Source organism: Nitrospina sp. 32_T5 (assembly GCF_052156635.1).
Classification (GTDB): domain Bacteria; phylum Nitrospinota; class Nitrospinia; order Nitrospinales; family Nitrospinaceae; genus Nitrospina.
In genome coordinates this window covers 51,734-66,355 of record NZ_JBQKUO010000004.1, presented here as the reverse complement: position 1 = coordinate 66,355, position 14,622 = coordinate 51,734, and the positions used below count along the sequence as shown (strand labels likewise).

The following is a 14,622-nucleotide window of genomic DNA, read 5'->3' as shown; positions in this document are numbered from 1 at the left end:
CCTGTAATTCAAAGCACGGCTTGGGGTCTCTTTGCCGGGCCCCAGGCCGTTTTTAATTTCCTTTCCTATTCTCCGGACGCTATGCCTGCGATCAAGATAGTCATTTTCGTTTTGCTGGCATTGATCATTTCCATTTTCGCTGTCAAAAATCTCGATCTGGTGGAAGTGAGCTTTTATGATTTCGGGCTCAACTCCGTCAATGTCAAGGTTCCCCTGCTGATCGTCATTCTCGCCTCTCTGGGACTGGGGTTTCTGCTGGCCTGGGTGGAAAGTGTTTTTTCCAAAATGAAACTCAAGGCCACCATTCACAGCAAACAGAAAACCATTGATTCCCTGAACCGGGAAATCGCGGAATTGAAATCGAAATCCCTTCCGGAACTCACGGAAAAAAACGACCCCTGATTGTCAACGAGGTAGTATGAGCAAGGTTTTGACTCCGCAACAGGTTGCGGACTTTAAACGGGATGGATACCTGTCCCTTTCGAACCCGTTTTCGGAATCGGTGCTCGACGACCTTCTTGACTGGACCTGCGAGGTGCAGAACTGGCCTGAAACACCCGGCCAGCACATGATGTACTTCGAGGACAGCCTCAAGGAACCTGGCCAGCGCATTCTGCAACGGGTCGAAAACCTGTATCCCTACCACGCTGGTTTTCGGGAATTGTTCGACAGCGACGGGCTGAAAGGTGCGGTGGGCGACCTGTTTGGCGAATCCGCCATCCTGTTCAAGGACAAAATCAATTTCAAGCTACCCGGTGGAGACGGATTTAAATGGCACCAGGACCAGCAGGCAGGCTGGTGGGATTACACGGAAATCTTCATTACTGCGCTGATATGCATTGATCCCATGACTCCGGAAAACGGTCCCCTTCAAATTGCGGGAGGGCATCACCGCAAGGGGCTGATCGGCAAACAATGGGAACCGCTTACCGATGGGCAAATGGAGGGGATGAAGTTCGAAACCCTGCCGCTTCAACCTGGCGACATGGTGTTCTTTGATTCCTTCGTGCCGCACGGATCCGGTCCCAACCTGACTGACTTTCCTCGCCGCGTTCTATACGTGACCTACAACAAGGCATCGGCGGGAGATCACCGCGAAAAGTATTACGCGGACAAAAGGAAAAGCTTCCCCCCCGACTGCGAGCGTGACCCCGGCAAGGAATACAAATTCCGGGTTTAGGTTTTTGCGGAGGGTTGCTGTTGCGTGACGCAATGGATGGCGCCCAGTCCCAGCACGAACTCGTTGCAAAGGACCGGCACCACCTTCCGATGCGGAAACAGGTCTTTTAAAATTCCTTCGGCTTTCTTGTCGCTTGAGCCTCCAAAAACCGGCAACAGCACACTTTGGTCGCCAATATAAAAATTGGCGTGACTGGCTGGAAGGCGGTCACCGTTGAATTCCACCCGTTCCGGCATGGGCAGTGCAATGGCTTCGAGCTTGTTTCCGTTTTGGTCGGTTGCCGCTTGAAGGGTTTCGTGATTTGCCGCCAGGCAGGCGTGATTGGGATCATCCTGGTTTTCATCAAAAGCATAGACCACGGTGGTTTCATCGACGAAGCGCACCAGGTTGTCGATGTGGCCGTCGGTGTCATCGCCTTCCAGGTCCCCCTCGAACCACAGGACGTGCGACGCGCCGAGGTACTCCATTAAATAACGCTCCATTTCTTCCTGTGTCATTCCCGCATTGCGGTTTTCGTCAAGCAGGCATCGGCGGGTGGTGAGACAGGTGCCGCGCCCGTTGACTTCAATGGCCCCGCCTTCCAATACAAGTCCGGGTTCGAATACGGGGATGCCGAGACGGCGTGTGATGTCCAGTCCGGCACGGTCGTCGAGTTCCCATTCGTACTTGCCACCCCAGGAGTTGAACCGCCACACATTGGCGGCGACATCGCGAAGGGAATTGTTTTCCCGTATCAGAAAATTGGGACCGTAGTCGCGAATCCATGAATCGTTGGTGGGCAGGCAATGAATCTGGACGTCTTTGCCCAGAACGTGGTGTTCCTTCATGCGTTTTTCCACGTAGATGCGGCTTTCGGGGTCCTTGACGAGAACGTGCACGGTTTCGCCTTCGATCAGGGTGGCAATCATTTGCAGGTACACGTCTTCGATGGGGCGCAGGTCGAGTCCGGGCCAGGTTTCAGGATTGTGGGGCCAGGTCAGCCAGGTGGCGGCGTGGGATTCCCACTCCGCGGGCATGCGAAAGCCGGACTGCGCCGGAGTGGGGGAATCAGCGGCCATTCGAATCAAGAAAGAGTCGGGTCAGGTTCTGGTAGGCGTCCACCCGCCGGTCACGCAGAAAGGGCCAGCCCTGGCGGGTTTCTTCAATGAGAGCGAGGTCGCAGTCCACCACCAGCACTTCAGGGCATTCGTCAGACGCCTGGGCCAGGACCTCACCCAGTGGCCCACATACGAACGAGCGGCCCCAGAACTGAATATTGTGTTCCCGGCCGACGCGGTTCACCGCAACGGTGAACACCCCGTTGGCGATGGAATGCGATTTCTGGATCGTCTCCCAGGCATTCGCCTGTTTGGAGGCGACTTCGGAGTCGAAGTCCTGAAACCCGATGGCCGTGGGGTAAAACAAAATTTGCGCGCCCGCCAGAGCCGTCAACCGAGCTCCCTCCGGGAACCACTGGTCCCAGCAGATGAGCACGCCGATTTTTCCGTAGCGGGTGTCGATGGCCTGGAACCCGTTGTCGCCGGGTGCGAAGTAAAACTTTTCGTAGAAGCCGGGATCGTCCGGTATGTGCATTTTGCGGTAATGCCCGGCCACCGAACCGTCGGCGTCAAACACGATAGCGCTGTTGTGGTACAGTCCGGCGGAGCGTTTTTCGAACAGCGGCACGATGAGCACAATCGACAACTCCCTGGCAAGAGGACCAAAAGCCTCGGTGGAGGGGCCGGGAATGGGTTCCGCCAGCCGAAACCGGTCGGTATCCTCCACCTGACAGAAATATTGCGAGCGGTAGAGTTCCTGCAGACAGACGATCTGCGCCCCGTTTTCCGCAGCCTTTCGGATGCCCCGGACAGCCTCTCTAAGGTTGTCATCCGGATTCTCGTTGCAGGACATCTGCACGAGACCGACCCGGACGATTTCTGTCTTGGTATTTGTGCTCATAATTGATTAAAATTAAACTGGTTTTTCGTTTTGTTTCCCCTCAGGGGAGTATAAGAAATGTTTTGCCTCACGGCAACGACTTTTGATCAACCCCAACAACTATCAGAATCTGAATCATGTGGGTCAAAAAGGCTTTTCGAGATTACTACAAACCCAAGCTGAAACGGGAACTCAAGCGGGACCCCACCTCCGAAGAATGCGACCAGCGTTTCGAAGAGATTTACCAGCGGATCAACCTCACCCTGCTCGTGGGCGTGTATGAAGGCGTCTCGATTTATTTTTACGAGATCGCCAAATTCACCCTCGAAGAATTCAATGGCTTCCGCGACAACTGTGAAGAGTATCTGTTCGAACGGTTTGGCGGCGGCAACTACAAGTTGAATTTTTACGAAGGCACGTCTTTCATCGTCACTGTTAATTTCAAGATCAAGGGAGAGTCGAAGTGGGAACACCTGCTCCCTGAAAATGCGAAGTCCTGATCCCCTGGCAGTCAATCCATTCATGAACAGTTCCGCCAATACGTTGAATGCAGTCATGCCCCCGACCCAAAGTGGGTGGGACGAATTGTTCCATTCGCTGGAAGAGGGCGCCGGTGCGTCCACGGTCGAGGGCTTGACCGGGGCTTCGCGCGCCTGGTTTCTGGCTCGAATGTGGAAAGCCCTTCGGCGTCCGCTGGTCATCGTCACCGCCGACCAGAACAGTGGGGAAGCCCTGCTTGGCGACCTGCGGTTTTTCCTGAAATATGAAAACCTGCGGCCCGTTCCGCAATTCTTTCCTACCTGGGAGTTGTTGCCCTACGAACCGCTGTCTCCGCTGAGCGAGGTTTCGGGCGAGCGACTGGATGTGCTCGACAAGCTGGGAGAGAACAAATGCCCCATCCTCGTCGTGCCGATTGAGGCGGCGATGCAGTACGTCATGCCGCGGAACGTGTTGAGCAACCTCACCTATCCGGTCAAGCGGGGTGAGTCGGTGGATCGCGAACTGCTGGAGCTGTGTCTTGTTGATAATGGTTTCCGGCGTTCCAAGATGGTGGAGGAACCGGGCGAGTTCAGTTCGCGCGGCGACATCCTGGACCTCTACCTGCCTTCGTCGGTGAACCCCATCCGTGTCGAGTTTTTTGGTGATGAGGTTGAGTCGATCCGTCACTTCGATGTCACCTCCCAGATTTCGGTGGAAGAGATCGACGCGTTCAAGGTGCTACCGGTGCGCGAGATCTGTCTCACCCAGAAAGAATGCGAAGAAGGGGTCGGGCGCATCCTCGACCATGCCCGCGAGCAGGCCGTGGACCGGGGCAAGCTGAATGAGCTTCTGGAAAAACTGCGCCATCTGCAAACCTTTTCCGGGATCGAGTTTCTATCACCGTTTTTTTATGATCAGACCGAAAGCCTTTTTGATCATCTGCCGGCCGATGCCCTGCTGGTGCTGGATGAAAAGGATGCGCTTGAGGAAAAAGCCGACCGGTATGAGTCCTTGATCCACGATGAGTATGTCCGTTGCCAGGAGCGGGAGGAAGTCGCTCCGCAACCGGACAAACTGTATCTCGATAAAGAGGGCCTGTTTCAAACCATGCAGTCCCGCCGTCATGTTGTGTTGAATACGCTAAAGTTGACGGAGGGCGCGAGCCATTCATTTGACGTCAAATCCATCCCCGGTTTTCAGGGACGGTTCGACGGATTTGCCGACGCCGCGCGCGACTGGCAGAAGGAACGGTTTGAGGTTACCGTGGTCGCCCCCACGAAAGGGCACGTCCGCCGTGTCAATGAACTCCTTCTGGAAAAGGAATTGAATCTTCCGGTGATGACCGGGCAGATCAGCAACGGATTTCAACTTCCCGAAAGCGGTCATGTGTTCGTCGCCGAACATGAAATCTTCGGTCGCACCCACAAACACCGCTTTCGACGGAAACCCAAATCGGCCAGCTTCCAGCGGGGATTCAAGGATCTCAAGGTGGGCGACCTGCTGGTACACGTTGATTACGGTATCGGCAAATACCTGGGTACCCGCGAGCTGAAGACCAGCATTGGCGGCGGAGAGTTCATGGAAATCCTCTACGCCAATGATCAGAAATTGTATCTGCCGATGGACGGGCTCGCCTACGTGCAGAAGTATCAGGGCGCGGGCGAGGACAATCCCCCGCTCAGTCAACTCGGCGGAGCCCAGTGGAAACGGCAGAAAAAGAAAGTGAAGGATTCCCTGCGCGAAATGGCGGGCGATCTTCTTAAGATTTACGCCGCTCGCGAGGTGGCGGAGGGCAACGCGTACTCCACCGATCCTGTTTTGATGCAGGAGTTTTCCGACAGTTTCGAGTACGTCGAAACCGACGACCAGTTGAAAGCCATCGAAGAAATTCACGAAGACATGGAAAAGTCGAAGCCGATGGACCGCCTCATCTGCGGGGACGTCGGCTACGGCAAAACGGAAGTCGCCATGCGCGCCGCCTTCCGTGCGGTCCTCGACAAAAAACAGGTTGCGGTGCTGGTGCCCACCACCATCCTGGCGCAACAGCATCTCAATACCTTCCGCGAGCGGTTTCACATGTACCCGGTGAGCATCGACATGGTCAGCCGCTTCCGCACCGCCAGAGAACAGAAGGAAGTGTTGCGCCGGTTGAAAGAGGGCAAACTGGATATCATCATCGGCACGCACCGCCTGTTGTCGAAAGACGTACAGTTCCACAACCTGGGCCTGATGATCATCGACGAGGAACAGCGTTTCGGGGTGAAACACAAGGAGCAGTTGAAAAAACTGCGCGCCTCACTGGATATCCTGACGCTCTCCGCCACACCCATTCCCCGCACCCTGCATTTTTCGCTGATGGGTGTGCGCGACCTGAGTGTGATCGAAACCCCGCCCAGCGACCGGCTGGCGATCAAAACCTACATCCGCAAGTTCGACGACAAGACCATACGCGACGCCATCATGCGCGAGATGGACCGGGGCGGACAGATTTTTTTCGTCCACAACAAAGTGCACAGCATCCATTCCGTGGCCGCATTGATCAAGAAGATCGTTCCCGAGGTGCGTATCGGGATCGCCCATGGCCAGCTGCAGGAACGGATGCTGGAAAAAGTGATGAAGCAGTTCATCGACAAGGAAATCGATCTTCTCTTGTGTACGTCCATCGTCGAGTCCGGTCTCGATATTCCATCGGCCAATACCATCATCATCAACCGCGCCGACCAGTTCGGACTGGCCCAGCTCTACCAGTTGCGCGGCCGGGTGGGCCGGTACAAACATCAGGCCTACGCGTACATGTTGATACCCGGTACCATGGTGGTGTCTGAGGACGCGCGCAAACGCCTGATGGCGCTGGAGGAAATGAGTGACCTCGGCGCGGGGTTTCAGTTGGCCGCGCGCGATATGGAAATCCGCGGAACGGGCAACATGCTTGGCAAAAACCAGTCCGGCCACATCTCTACCGTCGGCTTCGATCTGTATTGCAAACTTCTGGAAGAAACCATCCGCGAATCGCAGGGCGAGAAAGTTGAAGAGAAGGTGGAAACCGAGATGGATTTCCAGATTCGCGGGTACATTCCCAAGGATTACATTGCCGATCTGAACCAGCGCCTGGAATCCTATCAGCGCCTTCAACTGGTGGGCGACCTCGATGGCCTTGAGGCATTCCGCAAGGAATTGAACGACCGTTTCGGCGCGATTCCCTCCGAAACCGGGAAACTTCTGGCTTTGATGGAGGTGAAGATTTTGTGTCAGCGGCTGCACATCACCAGGGCCCAGCGGTCCGGTGAATACGTATATTTGAAAATCGCTCCAACCACGCCGATGAAGTCCGAGTCACTGACCGCGCTCCTGGATTTACGTCTGAGCCTGGTGTCTGAATACGAAATTCGCGTTAAGGTAGACAATGCGGGATGGAAAAAAGATATCGAACGGGTGACGGAATACCTCCGGCAGCTGGTGAGGCCACTGGATGAAGAATAAACGTGATTCCGCATTTTTCGCCCGGTGTGCGGGCCTTTTAGGGCTTGTGCTTGTGTTGTCGGCGTGCGGAGAAAAAAAAGAAGGCCCGAAATTTGAAAATCCGGAGGTGGTTGCCCACGTGAATGGAGAGCAACTGGATAAGAAGGTATTGGTCAAGGAATTCGAACGCAACCGGAAAAAATACCGGGTCGAGGATGAACAGCCGCTTTCAAGGGAAAAGCTGGTATGGCTTCGCATGGACGCGCTCAATCAGATGATTCAGGAAAGGATCCTTCTACAGGAAGTGAAGAAGCAGGGTATTGAGTTGGAGCCGGATACCCTGGAGATCGAGTACCACAATATCCGGCAAGGATATGAAAAGGGGGCGTTTAAAAAGATTTTGGATTTTCAGGAAAATACCGAAGAGGAATGGAAGGAAAAACTGAAAAGGCGTCTGCTTATAAAAAAACTGATTCAGGAGAGCGTAAACAGCCGAGTCTCAGTTAAGGAAGAGGAATTGCAGAAGTACTTTGACGAGCATCAGGGTGAATTCCAAAAAGGCGAACAGTTGCGCGCTCTTCACATCATGGTGGAAAATGAAGATTCGGCCCGCGATATTCTCAAGCTCCTGCGCAAGGGGAAAAAGTTCGAGGATCTGGCGCGGGAGCACTCGCTGGGGCTGGAAAGTGAAAGCGGCGGTGACATGGGTTACTTCGAGGCGGGCCAGATGCCGGAGGAATTCGATGAGGTGTTCGAGCTCAAGGTGAACAAGGTCAGTGACATCATCCGGACGCCTTATGGTTACCACGTATTCAAGGTGGTGGACAAAAAACCCGAGCGCAAGATGAGTTTTGAAGAATCAAGGGATGCGATCCACAAAAAGCTGTTGCGTGAAGCGCAAGAGAAAGCCTTTCAGGCCTGGCTTCTCAAGTTGAAGAACCAGGCGAAAATCGAAATCAATTATGACGCTCTGGAAAACATTCATTAACGTAGTCCTTTTTTCCACCCTGCTCCTGCTTTGGGGAGGGCCGGGTGTGCATGCCAAGGTGCTGGACCGGGTGGTGGCCAAGGTCAATAACGAGATCATCACCTTAAGTGCCCTTGATGAACGCGCCCGGGTGGACATGGCCCGCTATTCGGGAATGGGCGTAGAGGCCTTGCCTCCCTTCGAACAGGTGCGCCTGCAAACCCTTGAGCAGATGATTGATGAAATCCTGATGATTGGTGTGGCCGAGCGATTGAACATGATTGTGGAAGAAAGTCAGATGCAGAGTGCGCTGGATGACATTCGGGCCCGTGGCAACCTGACTGAGGAACAGTTGGCAGAAATGTTGGAGCAGGAAGGGCGCACAATGGAGGAATACAAAAAGCGCATCCGTGAACAAATCCTGCTGAGCCGCGTCATAAACCTGGAAGTCCGTTCCCGTATCAAAATCAGTAAAGAGGAAATTGCGGAATATTACGACGCCCACCGGAAAGATTTCTGGACCACCCCCAAGGTGCACGCCAGGCACATCTTGTTTATTCTGGATAACAGTCTCACCCAGGACGAGGTGGAACTTAAAAAGAAGAAGGCGCGAATGGCCCTTGAAGAGATTCAAAGTGGTCGCGAATTCGTGGACGTGGCAAAGGAGTATTCCGAGGACGTAACCGCATCGAATGGCGGAGATTTGGGAGTGCTTGAAAAGGGTAAAATGATTTCCGAATTCGAAGATGCTGCGTTTTCCCTGAAGTCGGGGCAGGTGAGCAATATTATAACCTCCCCGTATGGACTCCACATTATCAAAGTGGAAGAAATCCTCCACGGAGCTCCCGTCCCCATGGAGGATGTGGAAGGTCGCATTGAGGCTCAATTGAAACACGAACGCTTTGAGTCTGTATTTAAAGAATACATTGAGGATCTTCGCGCCAGATCATTCATTGAAAAACGGCTGGGTTCGTTGAAACCTTCCGGCGAACATAATAATAAGCCGGTGGTTGCGGGTAAAATGCCTGGGTCGTCCATAAACAAAATGGAAACCACTCCGGTCAAGAAAAAGGTTCCGCGCCAGGAGGAAGTATTGCCTCCTTTGCAAATCGGGAAAAAGGAAACTCTTCAAAAGGAAACCCCGGTTGCCAGGGAATTTGAACCATTGGAGAAAAAACTGAAATATTATAAAAACCTGAGAGACATGGACCTGATCACCGAGCAGGAATACAACCGCCGTAAGAAATCCCTGCTGGAAAACCTGTAATTCACGCGCCGATCCCGTAACCGGATTCCTGCCCCCAACGCCCCGGTCTCTCCACCCCTCAGGGGCCGTATGCTCCCTTTTATCGAAAAAATTCAGCGTACCCTCGCTATCCATAATATGGTGACGCCCGGTGACCATCTGGTTGTCGCCGTTTCCGGGGGTCCCGATTCCGTGGCTCTCCTGTACGCGCTGGACCGGTTGCGGTCCGAAATGGAATTGCGGCTCACGGTAGCCCATCTGGATCATGGCACCCGTGAAGGAGCATCAGAGGAAGATGCCGAGTTTGTTCGCCAGGCTGCAGTCCGGCTTGGCATTCCTGTTGTGGTTGAACGGGAAGATGTGCCCGGAGCGTCCGCCAAAAGCGGCATGTCATTTCAGGAAACTGCGCGCACCATCCGGCTAAAGTTTCTGGAGTCGGTACGGGAACAGGTGTCGGCGCAGAGGGTGGCACTGGGCCACACTGCGGACGATCAGGCGGAAACGGTGCTCATCAACCTGTTGCGGGGAGGCGGTCCGCGCGGGCTGAGTGGAATGCGGCCGGTTCGCGGCAACCTCATTCGCCCTTTGATCGACTGCACGCGCGAGGATGTGATGGAATTCCTGAAAAAGGAGAAAATTGAATTCCGCGAAGATGCCACCAATCGCGACGTCCAATACCTGCGCAACCGTATCCGGATGGAACTTCTCCCTTATCTGGAGCGGGAATACAATCCCCAGGTCCGCCAGGCCCTGCAACAGACTGCACGTATTCTTCAATGGGAAGAGGAGCATCTGAATCGCGAAGCGGAGGACTGGTTCGAGCGTCTGGGCCGGGAGGATCACCAGAACCGTCAGGTGATTCTGGAGTGTGAAGCCCTGAAGGCGCTGTCGCCGGCCCTGCAGGCCCGGTTGGTGAGGCTGGCTTTGGAACGTGGACGCGGCAACCTGCGCCGGGCCACCTTCGACCATATCCTGAAGGTCCTGGCCCTGCTGGAATCAGGCCAGAGTGGAAAGGTGGTCTCCCTGCCCGGTGAATGGGCTGCCGAAAGGGAGGCCGATTCCCTCAAGATATATAAAATCCCGGAGTCACAACCCGGCATCTTAAACAACAGTAACCTGTTGATGGGCGAGGGGTGCCTCCTTCAGATTCCCGGGGTCACGTCCGTTGAATCTTTGGGTATTCAAATATCGGCTGAAGTTGAAAAGGGGGCTCATAAAGAGCCGGCCGACATCCAACAGGCCCTTCTGGATTTTGATAAAACCGGTCCTGTGTTGCGAATTCGTCACTGGCGAGCCGGCGACCGGTTTCAGCCCCTGGGTATGCAGGGGTCCAAAAAGCTCAAGGATTACTTTAAAGATGAAAAAATTCCGCGCGCTGAAAGAAAACGGATGACCGTATTGACAACCGCGGACGATCATATTATTTGGGTGTTAGAGGGGCGCATCTCGGAGCTCTACCGTATTTCCGAGCAGACCCGCAATACGTTGAATATCAGGGTTTTGAAATGAACGAGGGGCGCCAACACATTGGGCAAGATTCCCGCCCACGCGGGATAAAATATGCTACCATGGGGAAACAGGACGGCAATTGCCCAGATTAGATACAAAAGGAGACGGCCTTGAATCAATTTTATAAAAACCTCGCGTTGTGGCTGGTTATCGGCATCATCCTGATAGCTTTGTTCAATATTTTCAACCAACCCATAACCCCTCAGTCGGAGATCGTCTTCAGCGAGTTCATGAACAAGGTGGAGAACGGTGAGGTTGCGGAAGTGGTCATGCAGGGCGATCACATTACCGGCAAGTACACCGATGGCCAGACCTTCCAGACTTACGCTCCGTCCAAGGACCCGGACCTCATCAAATCCCTGCGGGATAAAGACGTTCGCATGGTGGTGAAGCCACCGGAGCAGACCAGCTGGTACATGAACGTCCTGATCTCGTGGTTCCCGATGATCCTGCTCCTGGGTATCTGGATTTTCTTCATGCGCCAGATGCAGTCCGGAGGCGGCAAGGCGCTTTCGTTTGGCAAAAGTAAGGCACGCCTGATGAATGAAGGTAAAACCAAGACCACCTTCAAGGATGTCTCCGGTTGTGATGAAGCCAAGGAAGAACTCCACGAAATCATCGAGTTTTTGAAGGAGCCCCAGAAATTCAGCAAGCTGGGCGGCAAGATTCCCAAGGGCGTCCTGCTGGTGGGCCCTCCGGGCACGGGCAAAACCCTGTTGGCCCGCGCCATTGCCGGCGAGGCGAACGTGCCGTTCTTCAGCATCAGCGGTTCGGACTTTGTTGAGATGTTTGTCGGCGTCGGCGCTTCGCGCGTGCGCGACCTGTTTGAGCAGGGCAAAAAGAACAGCCCGTGCATCATTTTCATCGACGAAATCGACGCCGTGGGACGACATCGCGGCGCGGGTCTCGGCGGCGGTCATGACGAACGCGAACAGACCCTCAACCAGTTGCTGGTGGAAATGGACGGCTTCGAGAACAACGAAGGTGTCATTTTGATCGCCGCGACCAACCGTCCCGACGTTCTCGACCCCGCGCTGTTGCGCCCGGGCCGGTTTGACCGCCAGGTGGTGGTCGGGCGTCCGGATATCAAGGGACGCGAAGGCATTCTGAAAGTGCACACCGCCAAGGTGCCGTTGTCCGACAACGTGGACCTCAAAGTGGTGGCCCGTGGCACGCCGGGTTTCACCGGTGCGGATCTCGCCAACCTGGTCAACGAAGCCGCCCTCCTCGCTGCACGTGATGAGAAGAAGGTAGTGACCATGGAGGACTTCGAGAACGCCAAAGACAAGGTCATGATGGGTGTCGAACGCCGCAGTATGGTCATCACCGAAAAGGAAAAGAAAACCACCGCTTATCACGAAGCCGGACATGCGCTGGTGGCGTTCCTCCTTCCGGGGACCGATCCCCTGCACAAGGTGACCATCATTCCGCGGGGCCGTGCCCTGGGTGTGACCATGCAGTTGCCGGAAGATGAGAAGCACACGTATCCCAAGGAATACCTCATTCACCGCCTGGCCATCATGATGGGCGGGCGCGTGGCCGAAGAGGTTTGTCTGGGTGAAATCACTACCGGTGCGGGCAACGACATCGAAGTCGCGACAGAAACCGCGCGCAAGATGGTTTGTGAATGGGGCATGAGCGAAAAGATGGGTCCGTTGACCTACGGCACCAAGGAGGAACAGGTGTTTCTGGGCAAGGATTTCTCCGCACAGAAGAACTTCAGCGACGAAACCGCCAAGCTGATCGATCTTGAAGTCAAGGCCTTGGTCATGGGCGGCTACAATCGTGCGAAGGAACTGCTGACCGAAAATCGCGATGCACTGGAGCGATTGGCGGTTGCGCTTCTGGAGCAGGAAACCCTGGACCTGGTTGAGATCAAAGCCATCATAGAAAACCGTCCGCTGGACCCGGATTCAGACTCCGGAAAGACGGAGCCTGCCGCCGGATTGAAGGCGGAGGACACCCAAAAGGGCAAGAAAGCCAAAGGCCTCGACGAGGGCCTGGTGGGTGGAGGTGGTGTGCCTGATCCCACTCCTGCCTGAGGGCGGTCCGTGGTCTAAAACCTTCTGAACAATCAAAGCTCCATTCCGGCTGTGGCCAGTTTGGAGCTTTTTTTGTTTGCTTGTTTGATTTTGAATTAAAAGGAGTGGTGGTATGAGCGATGACTTCTTTTCCGGTCCGACTCGGATCATGGGAATCATCAACCTGTCTTCCAATTCTTTTTTTCGATCCAGTTACTCTGCAAATGAAAAGCAGGCGTTGAAAACCGCAGAACGCCTGATTGAGGACGGCGCGGACATGCTGGACATCGGGGCGGAGTCCACCCACCCCGGGTCGGAACCCGTTCCGGACGAACAGGAATGGAAACTGCTGGAGCCGGTGGTGAAAACGCTGGTGCGGGAAATTCCGGTGCCCATCTCCGTGGATACGTACAAGCCTTATGTTGCGCGGCGGGTACTGGATCTCGGCGTTCACTGGATCAACGATATCTACGGCCTGCGGTTTCCGGAAATGGTGGAAACCGTGTCCCGCTATCCGGCGGGGGTGATCATCATGCATATGCAAGGCACGCCGAAGACCATGCAGCTCGATCCGCAGTACGTCGATTGCGTTGAAGAGGTTTATGACTTTCTCGACCGCCGCATTACCGAAGCGGAGTTTGCGGGAATCCCCGCGGATCAGATCATGATTGATCCCGGCATTGGATTCGGCAAGACGGTCAGGCACAATCTGGAACTGGTATCCAACCTGGATCGGTTTGCTTCATTGGAAAAACCCATGCTTTTGGGTGTTTCCCGCAAGGCGTTTATTGGTAAAATCCTGGACCTTCCCACGGATGAGAGAATGGAAGGCTCGTTGGCCGCGGCGGTGGTTGGTGTGTTGAAAGGCGCCCGTGTCCTGCGCGTTCACGACGTACGGGAAACCGCCCGGGCCATCAAGATTGTTGAGGAACTCCGCAAGTACCGGAAGGAATGAAATGATACGTTTGTTTGTCAATGTGGACCACGTCGCGACCCTGCGGGAAGCCCGCAAAACCGTGGAGCCGGACCCGCTGAAAGCCGCACACCTGGCGGAGCAGGCCGGGGCCGACGGCATCACCGTGCATCTGCGTGAAGACCGGCGGCACATTCAGGACAGGGACGTGCACCGTATTCGGGAGGGCATCCGCACGCCGCTCAATCTGGAGATGGCGGCGGTGGAAGAGATGGTGGAACTTGCCATCAACGTCAAGCCTTACCAGGTGTCGCTGGTGCCGGAGAAACGGCAGGAGATCACCACCGAAGGAGGCCTTGACGTGATCTCGAAGAAAGGATGTCTGGCGGACATCCGTCAGCGTCTGGCTCCCCTGGGTATTCGGTTCAGCCTGTTTGTGGATCCGGATTTGGAACAACTGAACGCTGCGATGGAAACGGGGGCGGACAGCATCGAGATCAATACCGGTCTTTACACTGAGCTCACCGACCCGGAGCAGACGGCACGGGAACTCCAAAAAATCCAGGCCGCAGCCCGCCACGCGAAGGGCCTGGGCCTCCGGGTGTTTGCCGGGCACGGGTTGAACAACGAAAATGTGGTTCCTATCGCCGCGGTCCCCGAGGTCGAGGAACTCAACATCGGTCACAACCTGGTGGCACGGTCCGTGTATTGCGGCATGGAGCAGGCCGTCCGCGACATGATCCGGTGCATTGAAAAAGGTGTGGCGCAAAGAGCGGTTTCTGCATGAAACCCGTGTTCATCGTATTGACCCCGCAATCAATTTGCACCATAATCGTAATCCCGCATTGCCCTGTTAGCGTCCCGCCACATTGGCGTTGAACAAGCCACGGAAGCAAGCGAAAATGACCACGACCCCGCCCTCCGGGACCG

At 55.0% G+C, this 14,622-nt stretch carries 12 protein-coding genes; 10 read left to right on the top strand and 2 right to left on the bottom strand.

Features of this window, described 5'->3' with window-relative positions; translation table 11 throughout:
• Positions 1-81 precede the first annotated feature (81 nt).
• Both ACTRW9_RS11630 and ACTRW9_RS11625 read left to right on the top strand, forming a co-directional pair.
• Positions 82-402 (top strand): LapA family protein, encoded by a 321-nt coding sequence (locus tag ACTRW9_RS11630; RefSeq protein WP_442425423.1) that lies wholly within the window; start codon positions 82-84, stop codon positions 400-402.
• A gap of 16 nt (positions 403-418) precedes the next feature.
• Positions 419-1,180, top strand: coding sequence for a phytanoyl-CoA dioxygenase family protein (locus tag ACTRW9_RS11625; RefSeq protein ID WP_442429476.1), 762 nt, complete (start codon positions 419-421; stop codon positions 1,178-1,180).
• Here ACTRW9_RS11625 and ACTRW9_RS11620 read toward each other — a convergent pair.
• Together ACTRW9_RS11620 and ACTRW9_RS11615 are read right to left on the bottom strand one after the other, a co-directional pair.
• Positions 1,177-2,238 (bottom strand): agmatine deiminase family protein, encoded by a 1,062-nt coding sequence (locus ACTRW9_RS11620; RefSeq protein ID WP_442429475.1) that lies wholly within the window; start codon positions 2,236-2,238, stop codon positions 1,177-1,179. The two genes, ACTRW9_RS11625 and ACTRW9_RS11620, sit on opposite strands and share 4 nt — an antisense overlap.
• Positions 2,228-3,118, bottom strand: coding sequence for a carbon-nitrogen hydrolase (locus ACTRW9_RS11615; RefSeq protein ID WP_442429474.1), 891 nt, complete (start codon positions 3,116-3,118; stop codon positions 2,228-2,230). The genes ACTRW9_RS11620 and ACTRW9_RS11615 overlap by 11 nt, the downstream gene beginning before the upstream one ends.
• Before the next feature lie 116 nt (positions 3,119-3,234).
• On the opposite strand from ACTRW9_RS11615, the gene ACTRW9_RS11610 reads away from it, so the two are divergent.
• The 8 genes from ACTRW9_RS11610 (at position 3,235) to ACTRW9_RS11575 (ending at position 14,479) form a co-directional block, all read left to right on the top strand.
• Entirely contained in the window at positions 3,235-3,597 is a 363-nt protein-coding gene (locus ACTRW9_RS11610) for a hypothetical protein (RefSeq protein WP_442425427.1), read from the top strand.
• Positions 3,598-3,652: 55 nt separating this feature from the next.
• Complete coding sequence (gene mfd, locus ACTRW9_RS11605) at positions 3,653-7,057, top strand: transcription-repair coupling factor (protein WP_442429473.1); 3,405 nt, start codon at positions 3,653-3,655, stop codon at positions 7,055-7,057.
• The gene (locus tag ACTRW9_RS11600) at positions 7,047-8,024 is read left to right on the top strand and encodes a peptidylprolyl isomerase (RefSeq protein ID WP_442429472.1); all 978 of its coding nucleotides are present in this window, start codon (positions 7,047-7,049) and stop codon (positions 8,022-8,024) included. Before mfd ends, ACTRW9_RS11600 begins: the two co-directional genes overlap by 11 nt.
• Complete coding sequence (locus ACTRW9_RS11595) at positions 7,999-9,270, top strand: peptidylprolyl isomerase (protein ID WP_442429471.1); 1,272 nt, start codon at positions 7,999-8,001, stop codon at positions 9,268-9,270. Before ACTRW9_RS11600 ends, ACTRW9_RS11595 begins: the two co-directional genes overlap by 26 nt.
• 69 nt (positions 9,271-9,339) lie before the next feature.
• Entirely contained in the window at positions 9,340-10,758 is a 1,419-nt protein-coding gene (gene tilS, locus ACTRW9_RS11590; RefSeq protein ID WP_442429470.1) for a tRNA lysidine(34) synthetase TilS, read from the top strand.
• A gap of 110 nt (positions 10,759-10,868) precedes the next feature.
• Positions 10,869-12,800 (top strand): ATP-dependent zinc metalloprotease FtsH, encoded by a 1,932-nt coding sequence (gene ftsH, locus ACTRW9_RS11585; RefSeq protein ID WP_442425431.1) that lies wholly within the window; start codon positions 10,869-10,871, stop codon positions 12,798-12,800.
• 112 nt (positions 12,801-12,912) lie between these two features.
• Positions 12,913-13,734 (top strand): dihydropteroate synthase, encoded by an 822-nt coding sequence (gene folP, locus ACTRW9_RS11580; protein ID WP_442429469.1) that lies wholly within the window; start codon positions 12,913-12,915, stop codon positions 13,732-13,734.
• Between the two features lies 1 nt (position 13,735).
• Positions 13,736-14,479 (top strand): pyridoxine 5'-phosphate synthase, encoded by a 744-nt coding sequence (locus tag ACTRW9_RS11575; protein ID WP_442429468.1) that lies wholly within the window; start codon positions 13,736-13,738, stop codon positions 14,477-14,479.
• Positions 14,480-14,622: the final 143 nt, after the last annotated feature.

Bases quoted from the DNA above. Each gene is read 5' to 3' on its own strand.
- ACTRW9_RS11625 (WP_442429476.1), top strand. From the start codon at position 419: ATGAGCAAGGTTTTGACTCCGCAACAGGTTGCGGACTTTAAACGGGAT.
- ACTRW9_RS11630 (WP_442425423.1), top strand. From the start codon at position 82: ATGCCTGCGATCAAGATAGTCATTTTCGTTTTGCTGGCATTGATCATT.
- ACTRW9_RS11575 (WP_442429468.1), top strand. From the start codon at position 13,736: ATGATACGTTTGTTTGTCAATGTGGACCACGTCGCGACCCTGCGGGAA.
- ACTRW9_RS11610 (WP_442425427.1), top strand. From the start codon at position 3,235: ATGTGGGTCAAAAAGGCTTTTCGAGATTACTACAAACCCAAGCTGAAA.
- ACTRW9_RS11595 (WP_442429471.1), top strand. From the start codon at position 7,999: ATGACGCTCTGGAAAACATTCATTAACGTAGTCCTTTTTTCCACCCTG.
- folP (WP_442429469.1), top strand. From the start codon at position 12,913: ATGAGCGATGACTTCTTTTCCGGTCCGACTCGGATCATGGGAATCATC.
- mfd (WP_442429473.1), top strand. From the start codon at position 3,653: ATGCCCCCGACCCAAAGTGGGTGGGACGAATTGTTCCATTCGCTGGAA.
- tilS (WP_442429470.1), top strand. From the start codon at position 9,340: ATGCTCCCTTTTATCGAAAAAATTCAGCGTACCCTCGCTATCCATAAT.
- ACTRW9_RS11600 (WP_442429472.1), top strand. From the start codon at position 7,047: ATGAAGAATAAACGTGATTCCGCATTTTTCGCCCGGTGTGCGGGCCTT.
- ACTRW9_RS11620 (WP_442429475.1), bottom strand. From the start codon at position 2,238: ATGGCCGCTGATTCCCCCACTCCGGCGCAGTCCGGCTTTCGCATGCCC.
- ACTRW9_RS11615 (WP_442429474.1), bottom strand. From the start codon at position 3,118: ATGAGCACAAATACCAAGACAGAAATCGTCCGGGTCGGTCTCGTGCAG.